The sequence below is a fragment of the Actinomycetospora sp. ABD4_176 genome (assembly GCF_056311855.1).
Genome location: NZ_CM149974.1, coordinates 2388140 through 2406878, shown reverse-complemented (window position 1 = coordinate 2406878; position 18739 = coordinate 2388140). Strand labels below are relative to the sequence as shown.

The 18739-nt window shown below is 75.1% G+C and carries 20 protein-coding genes; 10 read left to right on the top strand and 10 right to left on the bottom strand.

Annotated features, from left to right (window positions below):
* Positions 1-3: 3 nt before the first annotated feature.
* The 6 genes from ACYX4T_RS11670 to ACYX4T_RS11645 all read left to right on the top strand — a co-directional run bounded on the left by ACYX4T_RS11670 (position 4) and on the right by ACYX4T_RS11645 (position 5434).
* Positions 4-456, top strand: coding sequence for a rhodanese-like domain-containing protein (locus ACYX4T_RS11670; protein WP_476014678.1), 453 nt, complete (start codon positions 4-6; stop codon positions 454-456).
* A complete protein-coding gene (locus ACYX4T_RS11665) occupies positions 453-2147 on the top strand; it encodes an acyl--CoA ligase family protein (RefSeq protein ID WP_476014677.1) in 1695 nt (564 codons plus the stop codon). Before ACYX4T_RS11670 ends, ACYX4T_RS11665 begins: the two co-directional genes overlap by 4 nt.
* 116 nt (positions 2148-2263) lie before the next feature.
* Positions 2264-2815, top strand: coding sequence for a hypothetical protein (locus ACYX4T_RS11660; RefSeq protein ID WP_476014676.1), 552 nt, complete (start codon positions 2264-2266; stop codon positions 2813-2815).
* 26 nt (positions 2816-2841) lie between these two features.
* On the top strand, positions 2842-3381 hold the full coding sequence (locus ACYX4T_RS11655; protein WP_476014675.1) for a hypothetical protein: 540 nt from the start codon (positions 2842-2844) through the stop codon (positions 3379-3381).
* A gap of 68 nt (positions 3382-3449) precedes the next feature.
* Positions 3450-4790 carry an MFS transporter gene (locus tag ACYX4T_RS11650; protein ID WP_476014674.1) on the top strand — a complete coding sequence of 447 codons (1341 nt, stop codon included), beginning with the start codon at positions 3450-3452 and terminating at the stop codon, positions 4788-4790.
* A 20-nt stretch (positions 4791-4810) separates the two neighbouring features.
* On the top strand, positions 4811-5434 hold the full coding sequence (locus ACYX4T_RS11645; protein WP_476014673.1) for a nucleoside/nucleotide kinase family protein: 624 nt from the start codon (positions 4811-4813) through the stop codon (positions 5432-5434).
* Positions 5435-5513: 79 nt separating this feature from the next.
* On the opposite strand, the gene ACYX4T_RS11640 is transcribed toward ACYX4T_RS11645, so the two are convergent.
* The 3 genes from ACYX4T_RS11640 to ACYX4T_RS11630 are packed head-to-tail and all read right to left on the bottom strand — an operon-like array spanning position 5514 to position 9247.
* Entirely contained in the window at positions 5514-7130 is a 1617-nt protein-coding gene (locus ACYX4T_RS11640; RefSeq protein WP_476014672.1) for a flavin-containing monooxygenase, read from the bottom strand.
* A 2-nt stretch (positions 7131-7132) separates the two neighbouring features.
* Positions 7133-7861: an ERCC4 domain-containing protein gene (locus ACYX4T_RS11635; RefSeq protein ID WP_476014671.1), complete on the bottom strand. Its 729-nt coding sequence runs from the start codon at positions 7859-7861 to the stop codon at positions 7133-7135.
* A 24-nt stretch (positions 7862-7885) separates the two neighbouring features.
* Positions 7886-9247: an FAD-binding oxidoreductase gene (locus ACYX4T_RS11630; RefSeq protein ID WP_476014670.1), complete on the bottom strand. Its 1362-nt coding sequence runs from the start codon at positions 9245-9247 to the stop codon at positions 7886-7888.
* A 69-nt stretch (positions 9248-9316) separates the two neighbouring features.
* On the opposite strand from ACYX4T_RS11630, the gene ACYX4T_RS11625 reads away from it, so the two are divergent.
* Both ACYX4T_RS11625 and ACYX4T_RS11620 read left to right on the top strand, forming a co-directional pair.
* Entirely contained in the window at positions 9317-9886 is a 570-nt protein-coding gene (locus ACYX4T_RS11625; protein WP_476014669.1) for a dihydrofolate reductase family protein, read from the top strand.
* A gap of 29 nt (positions 9887-9915) precedes the next feature.
* The gene (locus ACYX4T_RS11620; RefSeq protein WP_476014668.1) at positions 9916-10716 is read left to right on the top strand and encodes a siderophore-interacting protein; all 801 of its coding nucleotides are present in this window, start codon (positions 9916-9918) and stop codon (positions 10714-10716) included.
* A 61-nt stretch (positions 10717-10777) separates the two neighbouring features.
* Here ACYX4T_RS11620 and ACYX4T_RS11615 read toward each other — a convergent pair whose 3' ends face one another.
* Positions 10778-11212, bottom strand: coding sequence for a MarR family winged helix-turn-helix transcriptional regulator (locus tag ACYX4T_RS11615; RefSeq protein WP_476014667.1), 435 nt, complete (start codon positions 11210-11212; stop codon positions 10778-10780).
* A 45-nt stretch (positions 11213-11257) separates the two neighbouring features.
* Here ACYX4T_RS11615 and ACYX4T_RS11610 point away from each other — a divergent pair, with 45 nt between their 5' ends.
* On the top strand, positions 11258-12040 hold the full coding sequence (locus ACYX4T_RS11610; protein ID WP_476014666.1) for an alpha/beta fold hydrolase: 783 nt from the start codon (positions 11258-11260) through the stop codon (positions 12038-12040).
* 13 nt (positions 12041-12053) lie between these two features.
* Here ACYX4T_RS11610 and ACYX4T_RS11605 read toward each other — a convergent pair whose 3' ends face one another.
* From ACYX4T_RS11605 to ACYX4T_RS11580, 6 genes are read right to left on the bottom strand one after another with little or no spacing between them, the layout of a single operon-like run.
* Positions 12054-12440 (bottom strand): hypothetical protein, encoded by a 387-nt coding sequence (locus tag ACYX4T_RS11605; protein WP_476014665.1) that lies wholly within the window; start codon positions 12438-12440, stop codon positions 12054-12056.
* The gene (locus ACYX4T_RS11600) at positions 12433-12804 is read right to left on the bottom strand and encodes a hypothetical protein (protein WP_476014664.1); all 372 of its coding nucleotides are present in this window, start codon (positions 12802-12804) and stop codon (positions 12433-12435) included. The genes ACYX4T_RS11605 and ACYX4T_RS11600 overlap by 8 nt, the downstream gene beginning before the upstream one ends.
* A gap of 35 nt (positions 12805-12839) precedes the next feature.
* Positions 12840-13106, bottom strand: a complete 267-nt coding sequence (locus ACYX4T_RS11595; RefSeq protein ID WP_476014663.1) for an acyl carrier protein — start codon at positions 13104-13106, stop codon at positions 12840-12842.
* Positions 13103-14686 carry an amino acid adenylation domain-containing protein gene (locus ACYX4T_RS11590; protein ID WP_476014662.1) on the bottom strand — a complete coding sequence of 528 codons (1584 nt, stop codon included), beginning with the start codon at positions 14684-14686 and terminating at the stop codon, positions 13103-13105. The genes ACYX4T_RS11595 and ACYX4T_RS11590 overlap by 4 nt, the downstream gene beginning before the upstream one ends.
* The gene (locus tag ACYX4T_RS11585; protein WP_476014661.1) at positions 14683-15696 is read right to left on the bottom strand and encodes an LLM class flavin-dependent oxidoreductase; all 1014 of its coding nucleotides are present in this window, start codon (positions 15694-15696) and stop codon (positions 14683-14685) included. The genes ACYX4T_RS11590 and ACYX4T_RS11585 overlap by 4 nt, the downstream gene beginning before the upstream one ends.
* Entirely contained in the window at positions 15693-16802 is a 1110-nt protein-coding gene (locus ACYX4T_RS11580) for an N-acetyltransferase family protein (RefSeq protein WP_476014660.1), read from the bottom strand. The genes ACYX4T_RS11585 and ACYX4T_RS11580 overlap by 4 nt, the downstream gene beginning before the upstream one ends.
* Positions 16803-17083: 281 nt before the next feature.
* Between ACYX4T_RS11580 and ACYX4T_RS11575 the strand changes: the two genes are divergently transcribed.
* Positions 17084-18736: an ABC-ATPase domain-containing protein gene (locus ACYX4T_RS11575; RefSeq protein ID WP_476014659.1), complete on the top strand. Its 1653-nt coding sequence runs from the start codon at positions 17084-17086 to the stop codon at positions 18734-18736.
* Positions 18737-18739 lie beyond the last annotated feature (3 nt).

The window sequence follows — 18739 nt, the reverse complement described above, 5'->3', positions numbered from 1 at the left end:
CGCATGAGCACCGTCGACGACCTCCTCGCCGCCGCCCGGGCCCGCCTGCACCGCCTCGAACCCGACGAGGCCGCCGTGGCCGTCGCCGACGGCGCGCGGCTGGTCGACATCCGTCCCGGCTGGCAGCGCCTCGACGAGGGCACCGTGCCCGGCGCGCTCGTCATCGAGCGCAACCACCTGGAGTGGCGCCTCGACCCGACCTCCGACGCGCGGGTCGCCGAGGCAGGAGACCACGACCAGCAGTGGATCGTGCTGTGCTCCGAGGGCTACACGTCCTCGCTGGCCGCGGCGGCCCTGCAGGACCTCGGGCTGCACCGCGCCACCGACGTCGCCGGCGGCTTCCGCGCCTGGTCCGCGGCGGGCCTGCCCACCGCGCCGGGGTCCGACGAGCGCCCGGGGTACGCCCGGCGCGGTCACGCGGCAGGGTCTGGCCCGTCGCACGACGAAGGACGATGATCCCGGGCGTGACCGCGCCCGAGACCTGGATCACCCCGCTCACGCCGCTGGCCTTCCTGCGCCGCTCCGCCGACGTCTACCCGGACAAGGTCGCGATCGTCCACGGCTCCGAGCGCACGACCTACGCGCAGTTCGCCGAGCAGGCCCAGCGCCTGGCCCGCGGGCTGCGGGCGAGCGGCGTCGGGCCCGGCGACCGCGTGGCGTGCCTGCTGCCGAACGTGCCGGCGATGCTCGTCGCCCACTTCGGGGTGCCGCTCGCGGGCGCGGTGCTCGTCGCGGTGAACACGCGGCTGTCGAGCGAGGAGGTGCGCTACATCCTCGACCACTCGGGCGCGACCGTGCTGGTGGTGGACTCGGCGCTGCGCCGCACCGTGGAGCCGGTCGCGGACTCGCTGGAGACGGTGCGCGAGGTCGTCACGCTCGTCGACCCGCAGGGCCCCGACGCGGGCACCTCCGTCGAGGGCACCACCTGGGAGGCCCTGCTCGCCCGCGGCGACGAGGGCGGGGACCTGCCCTGGGAGGTCACCGACGAGCGCTCGACGATCAGCATCAACTACACCAGCGGCACCACCGGGCGCCCCAAGGGCGTGCAGTACCACCACCGCGGCGCCTACCTGAACTCGTTCGGCGAGATCGTGCACAGCTACCACGACCCGTCGAGCGTCTACCTGTGGACGCTGCCGATGTTCCACTGCAACGGCTGGTGCACCCCCTGGGCCATCACGGCGATCGGCGGCACGCACGTCTGCCTGCGCGAGGTCCGCGGCGACGCCATCTGGCGCCTCATCGGCGAGCACCGGGTCACCCACCTCAACGGCGCCCCGACCGTCGTCACCACGATCATGAACGCGGCGGAGGCGCGGACGCTGGACTACGCGCTGGTCGTCACCACCGCCGGCGCCCCGCCGAGCCCGACCACCATCCTCGAGATGGAGAGGATGGGCTTCCGGATCGTCCACGTCTACGGGCTCACCGAGACCTACGGGCCGTACTCGGTGTGCCAGTGGCAGGAACAGTGGCGCGACCTGGAACCGGACGCGCGCGCGAGGCTCCAGGCGCGCCAGGGCGTCGGGATGCTGCCGACCGAGCCGCTGCGGGTGGTCGAGCTGCTGGACGAGGCGAGCGGAGCGACGGGGGACGGTGACGAGGACGTCACCGACTGGGCGTCGGTCGAGCTCGTCGACGTCCCGGCCGACGGGACGACCATGGGCGAGATCGTCATGCGCGGCAACAACGTCATGTCGGGCTACTACCGGGATCCCGACGCGACCGCCAAGGCGTTCGCCGGCGGCTGGTACCACTCCGGCGACCTCGGCGTCATGCACCCCGACGGCTACGTCGAGCTGCGCGACCGCGCCAAGGACGTCGTCATCTCCGGCGGAGAGAACATCTCCACCGTCGAGGTCGAGCAGGCGGTCCTCTCGCATCCCGCGGTGCTCGAGGCGGCCGTCGTCGGGGTCCCCGACGACCGGTTCGGCGAGCGCCCCAAGGCCTTCGTCGTCCTGCGGGAGGGCCGGTCCGCGGAGCCCGACGACGTCATCGAGCACGTCAAGGGCGTCATCGCCCGGTACAAGGCGCCGCGGGACGTCGAGGTCGTCGGCGAGCTGCCCAAGACCTCGACCGGCAAGATCCAGAAGTTCGAGCTGCGCGCCAAGGAGTGGGGCGACGGCGAGACGCGCATCCGCGGCTGAGGACGCCCCGCTCGTCGCGCCCCGCCCCCGGCGGCGCATGACCGGACCCCCGCGCGGGAAGGGCCTGGAGACGGCGGAGGATGTCCGCCGTCTTCACACCCGAGGAGCGAGGTCGCGTGAGCGAGGAGTCCGTCGAACGGGGCGAGGCCGTCCTGGACAACGACATGTCGGCGCTGGACACCGAGCCGGCGGTCGTCATGGACGAGGACCGCATGGGCGCGGACCCCCTCGAGGACGGCATGGACGCCCCCGAGGGGTACAGCCGCGACGTGCGCCTGGGCGGCACCCAGGAGTGGGAGAGCACCTCCCCGAGCATCGACTACCGCCTGCCGCAGGAGGAGCCGGAGCCGACGGCCGAGGAGCCGCCGGACCGGCCGCTGGCGGCGACGCCGATCGACGAGCTCGACGAGTCCGTCGACGACCCGGCGAACGCGGTCGACGGTGTCGGCGGCGGTGCGGTGCTCGACGCCGACGGCGCCGACGGCGCCACCGCGGGCGAGGTGCTCGCCGAGGAGCGGTACGAGGTCGAGCTCGGCGTCTCGTCCGCGGTGGACGGCGTGGAGCCGACGGGCCTGCCGCGCGACGACGGGGTCGGCGAGGTCGCGGCCATCGACAACGAGCCGGGCACCGTGGAGGAGCAGGCGCTGCGCGTGGAGCAGGAGAACTGAGCGCCGGGGGGACGGCGCGCCCGGCCGTGCCGCGCCGCGTGGTGGTGGCCGCCGGGGCCGTGGCGGCCGTCCTCGTGGTGCTGCTGGCCGGGGCCCTGATGGCCGGCTGGCGCCCGTTCGCCGCCGCGCCGGACGTGCTGACGTTCGGGCCGGACGGCGACCTCGCGGCGTTCACGTTGTTCGAGGGCCAGTGCGCGCGCGGGCAGGTCGCCCCCGGTGACGGGTTCGGGCCGGCCGCCGACGAGCCGTGCGGCAACCCCCACGACGTCGAGGTCGTCGCGACGGTCGCGCCGATCGGCGAGGGCCGCCCGGTGTCCTACCCCGGGGAGGCCGCGATGGCGGCGTTCGGCCGGGAGTTCTGCGCGCTCTACGTCGACTCCGACCTGCTCGTGCCCGCGGCCGGCGGTGTCGACCGCGACGACCTGCGCATGACGGCCGTCGTGCCGGGCCGTGCCGCGTTCGCGGACCCGCAGTCCACCGGGTCGGTGTCGGGCGGCCGGCAGGTCAGCTGCCTCGTCTCGCGCGATGACGGAGAGCAGCTGACCGATCGCTTCTCCGTGATCTGAACGGGTCAGTAGGTGTGGTTCGCGTGAAGTATTGCTTCCTGTGGGTGTGATCGCGAACATAGGCGAGCATGAGCACCGTTCCCGCCGGAGTCGATCGCCGGACGCTCAAGCGCAAGGCGGTGGTCGCGAGCACGGTCGGCACCACCATCGAGTGGTACGACTTCTTCCTCTACAACACCGCGGCCGCGCTGGTGTTCGGGCCGCTGTTCTTCGCCAACGACGAGGTCGGCGGCGTCCTGCTGGCGTTCTCGACCCAGTTCGTGGGGTTCGCGGCGCGGCCCATCGGCGCGGCGATCTTCGGGCACTACGGCGACCGCATCGGGCGCAAGCAGAGCCTGGTGGCGACCCTGCTGATCATGGGTGGGGCGACGGTGCTCATCGGGTGCCTGCCCACCTACGAGACCATCGGACTCGCCGCGCCGATCCTGCTGACGCTGCTGCGGGTCCTGCAGGGCATCGGCGTCGGCGGCGAGTGGGGCGGCGCGGTGCTCATGGCCATGGAGTGGGGCCACCGTCGCCAGCGCGGTCTGATGGCCGCGTGGCCCCAGGCCGGGGTGCCGATCGGGCTGGCGACCGGCACGGCCGTCGTCTACTTCTTCTCCGGCCCGGAGTTCCTCGAGTGGGGCTGGCGGGTGCCCTTCATCGCCAGCGTCGTGCTCATCGGCGTCGGGCTCTGGATCCGGCTCACCGTCCTCGAGTCGCCGGCGTTCGCGCAGGTCAAGTCCTCGGGGAAGGTTGCGAAGCTGCCGCTGGCCGAGACGCTGCGCACCCAGTGGCGCGACGTGCTCAAGGCGCTGCTCGTGCGCACCGCCGAGCAGGCCCCGTTCTACCTGTTCACCTCGTTCGTGCTGGTGTACGGCACGCAGCAGCTCGATCTGCCGCGTGGTGACCTGCTGCTCTTCCTCATCGTCGCCGCGTGCATCGGGATCGTGAGCGTGCCGTTCTTCGGCTGGCTCTCCGACCGGATCGGCCGGCGCCTGGTCTACGGCGCGGGGGTGGTGCTCACCGGGCTCTACGCGTTCCCGTACTTCGCGCTGCTCGACACGCGGGTCGGTGGGCTCGTGCTGCTCGGGATGGTCCTCGGCCTGGTGTTCCACGACATGATGTACGGGCCGCAGGCGGCGCTGATCTCCGAGAGCTTCGGCACCGGCATCCGCTACACCGGGGCCGGGCTGGGCTACCAGCTCGCGTCGATCACCGCCGGCGGTCCCGCGCCCCTGATCGCCACGGCGATCCTGGCGGGGACGGGGTCGAGCACCTGGATCTCGATCTACATCATCATCTGTGCGGTGGTGTCGCTGGCGGCGCTGCTGACGATGCACCCCCGCGATCCCGCGCTCGACGAGGCCGACTTCGCCTCCGAGGACGAGGCGGACCAAGACCCGAGCCGGGGCGCCGCGCGGACCTGACGGTGGGCATTCTGGAGGGGATGCCCATCCGCCCGCTGACCCCCGAGGCCCTCGCCGACGAGCTCGTCGCCGCCATCGAGCGCGCCGGGCCGGGGCACGTGCGGGTACTCGTCGACGGTGCGCCGCCGGCGCGCCCTGAGGTGCTGGCGGACGCCCTGGTCGACCCGCTGCGGGTGCGCTCCCGGCCGGTGGTGCGGGTGTCGGCGTGGGACTTCCTGCGGCCGGCGTCGGTGCGCCTCGAGCGCGGGCGCACCGACCCGGACGCCTTCTACGACGACTGGCTCGACGCGGGCGGCCTCGTCCGCGAGGTGCTGGGGCCGCTCGGCCCCGGCGGGAGCGGCGAGGTGCTGCCGCGGCTGTGGGACGTGGAGGTCGAGCGGGCGGCGCGCGCGCAGCGGGTGGCGCTCCCGGCCACGGGCGTGGTGGTGGTCGACGGCCCGCTGCTGCTCGGGCGGGGCCTGCCCGCCGACCTCACCGTGCACCTGGCCCTGTCGGCGACGGTGCTGCAGCGCCGCACCCCCGCCGACGAGGCCTGGACCCTGCCCGCCTACGCGCGGTACGACGACGAGGTCGACCCGGTCGCCGTCGCCGACCTCGTCGTCCGCGCCGACCACCCCGACCGCCCGGCCCTCCAGACCGCTTGAGGGTTGTCAGCGATGCGGCATCGCTCGCATCTGACGCCAGGATCGCCACATCCTCGCCGGCGCGACACGCCGAGCGCGCTCAAGCGCTCGCGTGCCCGGGCCTCGCGCGCAGCGCGAAGCCCGGGTAGCCGGCCTGCGCCTCGGCGTCGCACATCGCGCGGTAACGGGCGAACCCGCCCGCGTAGGGCAGGAACACGCGCGGCTTGCCCGGCACGTTGGCGCCCAGGTACCACGAGCTCGCGGCCTGCGGCAGCAGCGTCGCGTCGGCGGCCTCGCGGACGTGCTCGGCCCAGCGGGCCTGGGCCTCCGGGGTGGGCTCGGCGTCGAGGTCGTGCGCGCGCAGGTGCACGAGCAGGTCGGCGATCCAGTCGGCGTGCTGCTCGATCGAGGTCGGCATGTTGGTCAGCACCGAGGGGCTGCCGGGCCCGGTGATCGTCAGCAGGTTCGGGAAGCCCGCGACGCCCAGCCCCAGGTAGGTCGCCGCGCCCTCGGCCCAGGCGTCGGCGAGCGCCACGCCGCCCGTGCCTCGGATGCCGAGGCGCAGCAGCGGGCCGGACAGGGCGTCGAACCCCGTCGCGAACACCAGCACGTCGAGCGGGTGCTCCGCGCCCGAGGCCAGCCGCACCCCGTCGGGCGTGATCTCGGCGATCGGGTCGGCGCGCACGTCGACCAGCGACACGTTCTCCTGGTTGTAGGTCGCGAAGTAGTCGGTGTCGATCGGCGGGCGCTTGGTGGCGAACGGGTGGTCGCGCGGGCTGAGGGCCTCGGCGGTGGTCGCGTCGTCGACCGTCTCGCGGATCTTCGACCGGATGAACTCCGACGCCGTCTCGTTGACCGCCGGGTCGGTGAGCACGTCGCGCACCGCCGCGCGGAACCGCAGCCCGCCGCGCTCCCACGCCTCCTCGAACAGGGCGCGGCGCTCGTCGTCGGGCAGCGCGAGCACGTCGACGTCGCTGACGACGAAGGGGTGGCCGTTGGTGGAGGCCTGCTGGATCTCGCGGATCGCCGCGTAGTCGTCCTTGTAGCCCGCCGCCTCCGCCGTCGAGAGCGGGGCGTTGCGGGCCGGGATGCTGTAGTTGGCCGTGCGCTGGAAGACCGTCAGGTGCCCGGCCGCCGCGGCGAGCACCGGGATGGCCTGGATGCCAGTGGACCCGGTGCCGACGACCCCGACCCGCCGGCCCGTGACGTCGACGCCGTCGTGCGGCCACTGCCCGGTGTGGTGCCACTCGCCGGCAAAGGTCTCCAGCCCGGGGATGTCGGGGACGTTCGCCGACGACAGGCAGCCGACGGCGGTGACGAGCCAGCGGCAGGTCCACGTGCCGCGGTCGGTCTCGACCACCCAGCGGTCCGCGGCCTCGTCGCGGTGGGCGCCGCGGACGCGCGTGGCGAAGGAGATGTCGCGGCGCAGGTCGAAGCGGTCGGCCACGTGCTCGAGGTAGGAGAGGATCTCGGCCTGACCGGGGTAGCGCTCGGTCCAGTCCCACTCCTGCTCGAGCTCGCGCGAGAACGAGTAGCAGTAGTAGTAGCTCTCGGAATCGCAGCGGGCGCCCGGGTAGCGGTTCCAGTACCACGTGCCGCCGACCCCGTCGGCCGCCTCGAGCCCGTGCACCGCGAACCCGAGTCCGCGCAGGCGGTGGATGGCGTAGAGCCCGGCGAAGCCGGCCCCGACGACGAGGACCTCGGGATCGTTGCGCATCCTCACGAGTGTCGGCGGCCGCGTCGTGCAGGGGCAACCCTCAGCCGTGCGCCGCGCGGTAGCGCGGCGGGTCGGACGTGGCGCTGCGCGAAGACCTGCGACCAGCGGTCCTCCACGACCACCGCCGCGCGGGGGAGCGCCGCGAGCTCGCCGAGCGCGAACCGCAGCCGGCTGCTCGCGATGCTCGAGACGAGGTCGGACAGCGACTTGCGCTCCACCGAGGCGACCAGCGTGTCGCCGAGGACGACGCCGTAGTCCCCGGCGGGCAGGGCGCGCCGCACCGTCCGCGTCTGCTGCGACGCGAACCGGTAGGGGTAGCGCTCGTGGGCGTCGACGAGGATCTCGAGCTCGTCGGTCCCGGGTGCCCGCGCCGTCGGCGTCCGGACCTGCGGACGTGCCTGCTTGCGCGTCCGCGGCGACTGCCAGAACACCATGTCCCGCCCGCGACCTCGGGTGTAGACGATCTGCGACCGGTTCTCCCGGCCGCGGTCGAGGACCACGTCGACGGCGGCGCCGCGGCGCGCACACGAGCGCAGCGGGACGCGCTCCACGACGTCGAGGTCGTTCCCGGCCGGCCACTCGTCGAGGTCCGCGGGGTGGCAGTACAGGGCCTTGGTGCGCGGCCACGTGTCCGAGGTGCGGAACAGCAGGCCCTCGCCGACCGGGAGCCACAGCAGGTAGCGCAGCGACGAGTCGGCGTCGGGGTTGCGGGCGATGACGAGCTCCGCCACGTCCCGCACCCTAGAGGCCTCCGGTCACCGCACCGCACAGCCGGGGTTGAGCACGCCGTGCGGGTCGAGCGCCGCCCGGACGCGCCGGAGCACGTCGAGCGCCGCGGGGTCGCCGAAGGTCTCGAGCGCGTGGGCCTTCGCGCGCCCGACGCCGTGCTCGCCCGACACCGCGCCGCCCAGGGCGATCCCGGCGGCGAAGACGTCGTGCAGCGTCGCCCCGAGCCGCTCGGGGTCGGGCTGGAACACGGCGAGGTGCACGTTGCCGTCGCCGGCGTGCCCGCAGCCCAGCACCCGCGCGCCGTGCGCGTCGCCGGCCGCCCGGGCCCGCGCGAGGAACGTGGCCATGGCCGACCGGGGCACGACGAGGTCGACGATCTCGTCCGCGCCCGCCGCCTTCACCGCCCAGAACGCGCCCTCCCGGGCCTCGACGAGCCGGCGCGCCGAGCCCGCGGGCAGGTCGAAGACGTCCGCGGCGCCCAGCTCGGCGAGCAGGCCCGCGAGCTCCTCGGCGTCCTCGTCGACCCGCTCCGGGCGACGCCCGGCGAGCTCGACGAGCAGGTGGTCGGCGTCGACGAGGTTCTCGGGCAGGCCGAGGGTGAGGTCGGCGGCGGTGCAGACCGCGCGCATCGTCGGGCCGTCGAGGTACTCGCAGATCGTCGGCGCGAGGCCGGTGGCGAGGACCCGCCCGACGGCGGCGGTGACGGCGTCAGCGGACGGGAAGGGCGCGAGCACCGTGCGCCGCGCGGGCAGGTGGGGGTGCAGGCGGACGGTCACCTCGGTGACCAGCGCGAGCGTGCCCTCCGACCCCACGAGCAGCTGGGTGAGGTCGTAGCCCGACGAGATCTTGGCCAGCCGCCCGCCGGTGCGCACTACCGACCCGTCGGCGAGCACCGCCTCCAGCCCGAGGACGTGCGAGCGGGTCACGCCGTAGCGCACCGCGCGCATGCCGCCGGCGTTGGTCGCGACCGTGCCGCCCACCGACGCCGACTGCTCGCCAGGGTGCACGGGGTAGGTCAGGCCGTGCTCGCGCGCGGCGGCGTCGAGGGCGGTGAGGGGGACACCGGGCTGGACGACGGCGACGGCCTCGACGGGGTCGACCTCGACGATCCGGTCCATCCGCGCGAACGACACGAGCACCGCGCCGTCGTCGGGGGTGGCCGCGCCGGACAGGCCGGTGCCCGCACCGCGCGCCGTCACCGACATCCCGGCCGCCCGCGCGGCGCGCACGACCGCGGCCACCTCGTCGCGGTCGGCGGGCCACACGACCCACGCCGGCTTGCCCGCGGGCACGCCCAGTGCCTCGTCGGCGCAGAGGTCCGCGACGGACGGGTCGTCGCCGGCCAGGACGTGCGCGGCGCCGACGGCCGCGACGAGCTCGGAGACCATTCCCGAGTCCTAGCACGACCGCTACGCTGACGGACCAGTTGTGGTTTGCAACCGGTGAAGGGGCGTCCCGTGGGCCAGCTGGTGTACTCGATGATGACGACGCTCGACGGCTACGTGGAGGACGACGCGGGCGGCTTCGGGTGGGACATGCCCGAGGACGAGGAGCTGCACCGCTACGCCGAGGAGCTCACGCGGCCCGTCCGGACCTTCCTCTACGGGCGCCGCATGTACGAGACGATGGTGTTCTGGGAGACCGCGCACGAGCTCCCCGACGCGCCGCCGTTCATCGTCGAGTTCGCCAAGACATGGCAGGCGGCAGACAAGATCGTCTACTCGCGGACGCTCGAGTCCGTGTCCAGCGAGCGCACCCGCCTCGTGCGCGAGTTCGACCCTGCCGCCGTGCAGGAGCTCAAGGACGGTGACGGCGACCTCACCGTCGACGGCCCCGGGCTGGCCGCCGCGGCCCTGCAGGCCGGGCTCGTCGACGAGATCGGGCCGATCGTCGTCCCGGTCGTCGTCGGCGGCGGGAGGCCCTTCCTGCCGCCGAGGCTGCGGCTGCGCCTCGAGCTGGTCGACGAGCGCCGGTTCGCGAAGGGGGCGGTGCACCTGCGCTATCGCGTCCGCCCGCCGCGGTCCTGAGCCGTCGGCCGGCGGCTAGCGTGACGGTCATGGTGGTCCGCGACGCCCCGATCGTCTCGCACGTCGAGCACCCGGCCGACGTCGTGCGCCCGCGGCGGGTCGAGGTCGTCGACGTCGTCGACCTGACCCCGCGGATGCGCCGCGTGCGCCTCGCCGGCGACGTACACGACCTGCCGGTGACCGGGCCGACCGACCACGCCAAGGTCTTCTTCCCGGCCGCGCCGGACGAGGAGCCGCCCGCGCCGACGCTCGGCGCGCGCGGCCTCGTCGTGCCGCCCGCGGGCGGACCGCGGTCCTACCGCGAGTACACGCTGCGCGCCCACGACCCGGAGGCCGGCGTCGTCGAGATCGACCTCGTGCGCCACGGCGCCGGGCTGGCCGGGGCGTGGGTCGAGGACCCGCGCGGCGCGCTGTGGCTGCACGGGCCGCGGTCGAGCGCGTCGGTGGAGGCCCGGGACTGGTACCTGCTCGGCGGCGACGAGACCGCGCTGCCGGCGCTGGCGCGGTGGGTGTCGCGGCTGCCGGCGGTGCCGGTGCACGTGGTGGTGGAGGTCGCCGACGCCGCGGAGGAGGCCTACCTCGGCGAGGTGCCGGCGCACGTGACCGTCGACTGGCGCCACCGCGACGGCGCGGCGCCGGGCACGACGACGCTGCTCGACGACGCCGTCGCGGCGTTCACGCCGCCGGCGGGGGAGGGGTTCGCGTGGATGGGCGCCGAGGCGGGGGCGCTGCGCCCGGTGCGCCGCCGCCTGCGCGCCCTGCTGCCCACCGCCGCCGTGGACCTCGACGGCTACTGGCGTCGCGGCGTGGCGGGCACGGGCCTGGGCTGACCTGGGCTGACCTGGGCTGACCTCCGTGCGTGATCTTCTGAGCGATGGCTGCGGAGATCGCTCACGAGGGGTGGTCCAGCAGGCGCGTGCTCAGGGTCCGGAGGACGCGCAGGCAGGCGTCCAGGTCGTCAGGGTCGAGGTCGCCCTCCAGGGCGGCCAGCTCCTGGCGCTCGCCGTCGCGGACGTCGGTCAGCACCCGGTCTCCGGCGGGCGTGAGCTCCACCAGCACCGAGCGGCGGTGCGCCGGGTTCTCGCGCGTGCGGACCCACCCGCGTCCGGCGGCGTCGTCGACCGAGCGCTGCACGAACTGCCGGGAGAGCGCGAGCGTGCGCCCCAGCGCCGGCACCGTCGCCGGCTCGTACGCGGCGAGGGCGTCGAGCACCGCGCGCACCCCGACCGGCATGCCGCCCTCCTGCTCGACCGCCCGCACCCCGCGGCGATAGAGCGGCCCGAGGACGTCGAAGACCGCGGCGAGGCGGGCACCGGGCTCGTGCATGACATCCATGTTGTCATATAGGGAAGGAATGACACCCTGGGTGTCGTGTTGTCCCACGTCGACCACGGCAACGGCCCGCCCCTCGTCCTCCTGCACGGCGGCGCGCTGGACCACCGCCTCTGGGAGCCCCAGATCGCCGCGCTCGCCCGCACCCACCGGGTCATCGCCCCCGACCTGCGCGGCCACGGCGCCTCGCCGACCCCCACGGCGCCCTTCCGCCACGTCGACGACGTCGCCGCGCTGCTGCGCCACCTCGACGTCGGCCCTGCGGCGGTCGCGGGCGTCTCGCTCGGTGCGAGCGTGGCGGTCGACCTCGCCCTCGAGGCGCCGGAGCTGGTGACGGCGCTCGTGGTCAGCGGCGCGGGTGCGAGCGGGGCGGAGTTCCGCGACCCCGCGACCCTCGACCTGCTCGCCCGGTGGGCCGCCGCCGGGCAGGCCCGCGACCGGGCGCTCTGGACGGCGATCTTCCTCGAGCTGGGCTTCGGTGTCGGGCGCCCGCTCGCCGAGGTCGCGCCGGGCGTGCTCGCCCACGTCCGGCGGATGACCGACGACACGCTCGACCACCACGTCCCCGACGGCGCGCCGGTCCTGCCGACACCGGTGCCCGACGCCGCGGCCCGGGTCCCGACGCTGCGCCTGCCCGTCCTCGCCGTCGTCGGGCTGCTCGACAGCCCCGACCACCGGCGCATGGCCCGCGAGGTCGCGCAGACCGCCGGCGGTCGCATCGTCGAGGTCCCGGGTGCGGCGCACTACCCGAACCTCGAGCACCCCGAGCTGGTCACCGGCGCGCTGCAGACCTTCCTTCGTGAGCACTTTCCCGCCCTATAGGGCAGGAAAGTACTCACGTAGGGGACGCGCGCCGGATCCAGAGCAGGCCCAGGATCGGCAGGACGACGGGGACGAAGCCGTAGCCGATGCCGAAGTCCGACCAGACCGTCGGGTCGGGGAAGTCCTCGGGACGCAGCAGCGACAGCGTCCCGATCCCGAGCACGCCGACCAGCTCGACGACCACGGCGACCAGCGCCACCCGCCGCGCGCCCCGGCCCAGCGCCACCGCCGCGACGAGGTAGACCGCCGCCGCGAACGCCGAGAGCACGTAGGCCTCGGGCGCGCGCTCGAACTGCACGGCGATCTGGTAGACCGCCCGGGCGCCCGCCGAGATCGCGAACACCACGTACACGACCAGCAGCACCCGCCCGGGCCCCGCCGACAGGCGATGCTCAGCCACCCGTCACCGTCCACACCTGCCCGGTGCGCAGCGACAGCACCGCGAGCGTGACGCCCGCGACCGCGAGCACCACCGAGCCGTACCGGGTCCGTTCCGACTGCGCGAGCGCCGCCCCGATCGGCAGCACGATCAGCGACGCGATCAGGTACCCGACGATCTCGACGACCGCGCCGGCGGTCCGCCCGCCCGTGACGGCGAGCGCGACGACCAGGACCACCGCCTGCACCAGCGCGACGGACTCGAGCACCACCAGCCCGAGGCGGTGGTTGCGCGTCGGCGCCTGGCCGAGGGCCGCCGACACCCCGCACCACAGCGCCCACGCCAGCGCGAGCACGAGGACCGCGAGGGTCAGGCCGAAGATCACGGCGGCAGCCTACGAGCAGCGGCGGCGCGCGCCCGTCACCCCGTCACCCCCACCTCGGTGAGGTAGTCGGCCATCGCGTCGACGCTGCGGAAGCGGTCGATGTCGAAGTCGTCGAGCGGCAGCCGCGCGCCGAACGTGTCCTCCATCCCGACGATCAGCGTCACCAGCGCCAGGGAGTCGAGCAGGCCCTCGGCGACCAGATCGGTCCCGGGCGAGGGCACCTCGACGCCCAGCTGGTCGCGGACCAGGTCGGTCAGGCGCTCGGTGAGGGCCCCGGCGGTGGCCTCCTCGGTCATGCTCATCGTCCTCCTGTCGCGGCCGTCGTCGCGGGGGCGGGCGCGAAGCGCTCCCGCAGCGCCGGTCGGTCGATCTTGCCGTTGACGTTGTGCGGCAGGTCCTCCATCTCGGCCCACCGCGCGGGCACCATGTACTTCGGCACCAGCTCGGTGAGCCGGCGCCGGACGTCGGTGGCGGGCAGCACGTGGCCCTCGGCCACCGAGTAGGCGCCGCAGATCGTCGTGCCCTCGAAGCCGCCGGTGTCGATGCCGACCACCGCGCACTCGCGGATGCCGGGCACGGTCGCGAGCGCGGCCTCGATCTCGCCGAGCTCGATGCGGTAGCCGCGGCTCTTGACCTGCGAGTCCACGCGCCCGAGGAAGTGCACGACGCCGGTGTCGTCGACCCGTGCGAGGTCGCCGGTGCGGTAGAGCCGCGCGCCGTCGGCGTCGGGGACGAACGCCGCGGTCGTCTTCTCCGGGTCGCGCCAGTAGCCCGGCGAGAGCCCGGCCCCGCCGATCCAGAGCTCGCCCACCTCGCCGGCCGGCACCGGGGCCATGTCCTCGTCGAGGACGCGCAGCTCCTCGCCGTCGCAGGCGCGCCCGATCGGCACCGGCACGGTCTCGTCGGGCGGCACCTCCGGCACGTCGAACCACGACGACGCGATCGTCGCCTCGGTCGGGCCGTAGAGGTTGGTGAACCGCACGTGCGGCAGCCGCCGCATCCAGTGCGCGAGCACCGGGGTCGGCAGCACCTCGCCGCACCACAGCAGCCGCTCGAGCGCCGGGAAGTCGTCCTGGGCGACGGCGTCGAAGCGCGCGAGGTAGGTCAGCACGCTGGGCACCGAGAACCACTGGGTCAGGGCCCGGTCGCGGATGAACGCCGCCGTGCCGCGCGGGTCGATGCCCAGCGCGGCCGGCACGAGGTGCAGCTCGGCGCCCGCGGCGAGCGTCGCGTAGATGTCGAACGTGGACAGGTCGAAGTGCAGCGGCGGGTGCCCGGAGACCCGGTCGCCGGGGCGGGTGCCGAAGTGCCGCAGGGCCCAGTCGACGAAGGCGAGGACGGTGTCGTGGGTGATCATCACGCCCTTGGGCACGCCCGTGGAGCCCGACGTGAACAGCAGGTGCGCGAGGTCGACGGGGGCGACGCCCGGGCTCGCGGTCGGCGCCAGGAACAGGTCCTCGCGGCCGAACGCGACGCCCTCCTGCGCGTCGAGGGCCCCGACCAGCGGCGGCGGCCCCGGCAGCTCGGCGAGCACCTCGTCGAGCAGCGGGCGCGATGCCGCGTCGACGAGCACGATCTCGGGCTCGGCCGCCCCGACGATCCGCGCGACCCGCGACGCCGGCCCCGCGGGGTCGACGGGCACGTAGGCGCCGCCGGCGCGCAGCGTGCCGATCAGCGCGGCGATGGTCCACGGCGCCTTCTCCGCGAGCACCGCCACCCGCGCGCCGGGGGTGAGGCCGTGGCCGAGCAGCACGTGCGCGACCCGGTTCACCGCGCCGTCGAGCTCGGCGTAGCTCATCGTCTCGTCGGTGCCGACCAGCGCGGGCCGGTCGGCGAACCGCTCGGCCGACGTGGCGAGCAGGTCCTGGAGGTGCCGGCTCACGCCCGCACCGCCGCCCCGGCCCGGGCGAACACCTCGCCGGCGTGCCCGAGGTCCTCGGGTGCGGGCGGGATGTCCAGCACGAACACCGTCGTGCCGCGCTCGACGTAGCGGGCGACCTCGGCGGCGACCCGGTCGTGCGAGCCGACGAGATAGGGGCAGAACGACTGGTAGTTCTCGAACGGGCCGAGCCAGTAGGGCTCGGGCTCGGCGTCGAGGTCGGCCGGCGCGGGGGAGGCCGACGCGGCGGCGGTGAGCTGGTGGTGCCAGTGCGAGTCCGAGACGCGCATCGCCATCGCGTGCGCGACCTGGCCCCCGCGGTCGGCGGGGAAGCGCTCGTGGGCGACGCGCCAGGCCTCGTCGGCGTCGTCGCGGGCGATGATCCCCATGCGGACGCCGCCCCCCGAGACGGTGTCGTCGGGCGCGGTCCCCAGCGGTTCCGGGTAGCGGATCGGCGTCGCGCCGATCTCCGCCGCCGCGGCGCGCCCGGCCGGCGACGAGCCCGAGATCAGCACCTCGGGCATCAGCTCGGGCGGCAGCGCCGGGGCCAGCTTGAGGTTCTCCACGGTGTGCCAACGACCGTGGCGCGTCACCGTCTCCCCGCGCAGCAGGGCGGTGAGGATCTGGGTGTACTCGACGGTGCGGGCGTAGCGGTCGTCGTGCTCGGTGGTGTCGCCGAGCGCGAGCAGGTCGTTGCGGAAGCCCCCCGCCAGCATGTTCAGGTGCACCGCGCGCCCGTGCAGGTACGCGAGCGACGAGACCATGGAGGCCGCGGTGTGAGGGTGCATGTACACCGGCTGCACGGCGACGAGCGGGGCGAGGCGCTCGGTCGCGGCGATCGCCGTCTGGGCCACCAGCCACGGGTCGGCGATCCCGTTGTCGGTGTAGACGAGCATGCCCGCGCAGCCCGCCTCCTCGCTCCACCGCGCGGTCGCCGCGACCGCGTCGAGGTAGTCGGCGGCCGGCACGTCCTTGGACTGCGGGCACGTCGAGTAGACCGTGAGACCGGTCATGCGGGCTCCCCCTCACGCCAGAGCACGTGGTGGCCCATCCACCACTCGCCGTCGAGCCGGGTCAGCAGCGTGTCGTCGGCGTCGAGCGCCGCGAGCACGCCGGGATCGTCGGAGTCGACCAGGGCCCAGGCGGCCGGTCGGACGAGGCAGCGCCGCGCGCGGACGGCGTCGGCGAGCGAGGGCTCGAGCCGGCCCGCCACGGCCGCCGCGCCGCGGGCGTCGGCGTCGGCGACCAGGTGGTCGAGCACCGGGCCCGGGTCGGGGCCGGTGCTCGCCAGCTGCTGGACCTGCACGATCCCGCCGCGCGGCGCGAACGCCACGTACCAGCCGAGCACCCGCCCGCCGCGCCCCCGCACGAGCCGGCGGACCACCTCGCCGCGCGCCGGCGCCACCGCGTCGAGCTCGGCGAACAGGGCGGTCAGGTGGCCCGCGTCGTAGTCGGGGTGCAGGCGCCAGTGCCGCGGAGCCTCGGCCATCTGCTCGACCAGCGCGTCGACGGTCAGCGGCTCGGCGGTGACCTCGGGGTCCGGCGCCGGCGCCGGTCGCGCGCCGACGCGCGGGACCCGGCGGGCGAGCGCGTCGACCCCGGTGCCGGCCGTGCGCAGCGCGCCCGGCAGCGGACGCCCGCGGTCACCGAGCAGCGCCGCCACCGTCGACGTCGGGCGCAGCACGCGGTACCAGCCGAACGACGGCGCGGTGCGCACGCGGCCGCGCAGCTGGCGCCACATCCGGCGCATGAGGTCGGTGGCGCCGTCGGTGATCGTCAGGTCCTGCGGGCCGCGGAGGTACGCGCGGGTGAGCAGGGCGCCGACGCCGGGCGTCGACGGGTCCGCGACGAGGTGCCCCGAGCAGGCCGCCCGCAGCGCGCGGCCGTCGAGGCGCAGGCGGCGCGGGTAGGAGCCGAGAAAGCCGACGAGGCGCCCGTCGCCGGCCTCGGCGACCAGCGACGGGATCTCCGGGTCGGCCCACACCGCGTCGAGCGTCGTGCGGGCGACGTAGCCGGCGAGCGGGGCCGGCGGGGTGTCCGCGCCGGAACGGGCGAGGCGTTCGTAGAGGGCGGCGACGGCGGGGAGGTCCTCCCGCGCGAGGGGCCGGATCGCGCTCATGCGGCCCCGACGGGGGCGGCCGCGGGGCGTCCGAACCGGGACGAATGCGGCGAACAGGACTTCGCACGGCAGTTCACGGCGCCCCCTCCCGGGTCGCGGACACGTCGTTGTGAGCCCTTCCACTATCGCGTGGAGCTCGATCGTGCTGCGCCCGGGGGTGTCCCGGGGAAAGCTGCGGAGTCCCCGGTCGACGCCTCGGGGCCGCGCCCCACGTCGGAGATGCTGATCGGTCCACCGGAAGGTGGGCGTGAGGTGCCCGGCTCGTGGGCACCATGCCGTCCATGGCTCCCCGCGACGACCTCGCCGCGTCCCTGCGCTCCCTCGACGGAGCGAGCTACGGGCGCTACAAGTCGCTGAGCGGCACCTGGCGGGTGGCCGGCGTGCAGCTCGAGGTGCTCCGCGTCCAGGCCGATCCGTTCGCGCCGCCGAGCCGGGTGCGCCTCACCGTCACCGACGCCGGGCTGCCCGCCGACCTGTACGCCACCCCGGACCGCCGCCGCGCGCTCGCGGCGTTCCTGCTGCGCGGGCTGCGTCGGGCGCTGCGCGGCACCCCGGTGCACGTCGACGCCGGCGGGCCCGAGGTGCTCGACCGCAGCGCCGGCACCGTCCGTGACGACGGCGTCGTGGTGCTCGAGGTCGGGGTCCCGTTCCCCGGCCCGAAGCGGCGCATCCTCGGGCGCGAGGCCGCCACGCTGCTCGGCGAGACATTGCCGGCCGCCGTGCGCGACGCGGTGCACGGCGCCGACCACGCGGCGGCGCGGCGGTTCGTCGAGACCGTCGAGGACGCCGTGACGCTGCGCGGCGCGCTCGCCGACCGCGGGCTCGTCGCGTTCGTGGCCGACGGCGCCGTGCTGCCGCGGCGCAGCGGCGTCGACGACCGGCCGATGCAGGACGCGACCCCGTTCGCCGGCCCGGACACGCTGCGTGTGACGCTGACCGCGCCGAACGCCGGCGAGGTCAGCGGGCTCGGGGTGCCCGAGGGCGTGACGCTCATCGTCGGCGGCGGCTACCACGGCAAGTCGACGCTGCTGCGCGCGATCGAGGCGGGCGTCTACGACCACGTGCCCGGCGACGGCCGCGAGCAGGTCGTCACCCGGCCCGACGCGGTGAAGCTGCGCGCCGAGGACGGGCGTGCGGTGGTCCACGACGACGTGTCCGCGTTCGTCGCGCACCTGCCCTCCGGCGAGCCCACCGCCGACTTCTCCACCACCAACGCCTCGGGCTCGACGAGCCAGGCGGCGTCGACGGTCGAGGCGGTGGAGGCGGGCGCGGACGTGCTGCTCATCGACGAGGACACGTCGGCGACGAACATGATGATCCGCGACGCCCGGATGCAGCAGCTGATCGCCACCGAGCCGCTCGTGCCGTTCGTGGAGCGGGTGCGGCCGCTGCACGCCGAGCACGGGGTGTCGACGGTGCTGGTGATGGGCGGGTCGGGCGACTACCTCGGCGTCGCCGACACCGTGGTCATGATGGACGCCTACCGCGCCTCGGACGTCACCGCGCGCGCCCACGAGATCGCCGCCGCCGGCCCGTCGCGGGAGGTCGAGCACACGGGCTTCCCGGCGGTGCGGCCGCGGGTCGTCGACCCCGCGTCGCTCGACCCCACGGCCCGGGGCAAGCGGAAGATCAGCGCGCGGGGCCGCGACCGGCTGACCTTCGGCGAGGACGACATCGACCTCACCGCGGTCGAGCAGATCACCGACCGGTCGCAGGTCGCGGGCATCGGGCGGGCGCTGGCGCTGCTGGGCGACGGCGTCCTCGACGGCACGATCACCCTGGCCGAGGGGCTGGAGCTGCTCGACGCCGAGCTCGACCGGCGCGGGCTGGACGCCCTGCTCGACGGACGCAGCGAGGACATCGCCCGCCCCCGCCGCCACGAGGTCGCCGCCGCCCTCAACCGCCTGCGGTCGCTGCGACTCAAGCGGATGTGAGCG

Coding starts and splice junctions, on each gene's coding strand:
- ACYX4T_RS11580 (WP_476014660.1), bottom strand. CDS start 16,802: ATGAGCGCGATCCGGCCCCTCGCGCGGGAGGACCTCCCCGCCGTCGCC.
- ACYX4T_RS11630 (WP_476014670.1), bottom strand. CDS start 9,247: ATGGTCTCCGAGCTCGTCGCGGCCGTCGGCGCCGCGCACGTCCTGGCC.
- ACYX4T_RS11575 (WP_476014659.1), top strand. CDS start 17,084: ATGGCTCCCCGCGACGACCTCGCCGCGTCCCTGCGCTCCCTCGACGGA.
- ACYX4T_RS11670 (WP_476014678.1), top strand. CDS start 4: ATGAGCACCGTCGACGACCTCCTCGCCGCCGCCCGGGCCCGCCTGCAC.
- ACYX4T_RS11585 (WP_476014661.1), bottom strand. CDS start 15,696: ATGACCGGTCTCACGGTCTACTCGACGTGCCCGCAGTCCAAGGACGTG.
- ACYX4T_RS11595 (WP_476014663.1), bottom strand. CDS start 13,106: ATGAGCATGACCGAGGAGGCCACCGCCGGGGCCCTCACCGAGCGCCTG.
- ACYX4T_RS11620 (WP_476014668.1), top strand. CDS start 9,916: ATGGTGGTCCGCGACGCCCCGATCGTCTCGCACGTCGAGCACCCGGCC.
- ACYX4T_RS11665 (WP_476014677.1), top strand. CDS start 453: ATGATCCCGGGCGTGACCGCGCCCGAGACCTGGATCACCCCGCTCACG.
- ACYX4T_RS11640 (WP_476014672.1), bottom strand. CDS start 7,130: ATGCGCAACGATCCCGAGGTCCTCGTCGTCGGGGCCGGCTTCGCCGGG.
- ACYX4T_RS11615 (WP_476014667.1), bottom strand. CDS start 11,212: ATGCACGAGCCCGGTGCCCGCCTCGCCGCGGTCTTCGACGTCCTCGGG.
- ACYX4T_RS11645 (WP_476014673.1), top strand. CDS start 4,811: ATGCCCATCCGCCCGCTGACCCCCGAGGCCCTCGCCGACGAGCTCGTC.
- ACYX4T_RS11650 (WP_476014674.1), top strand. CDS start 3,450: ATGAGCACCGTTCCCGCCGGAGTCGATCGCCGGACGCTCAAGCGCAAG.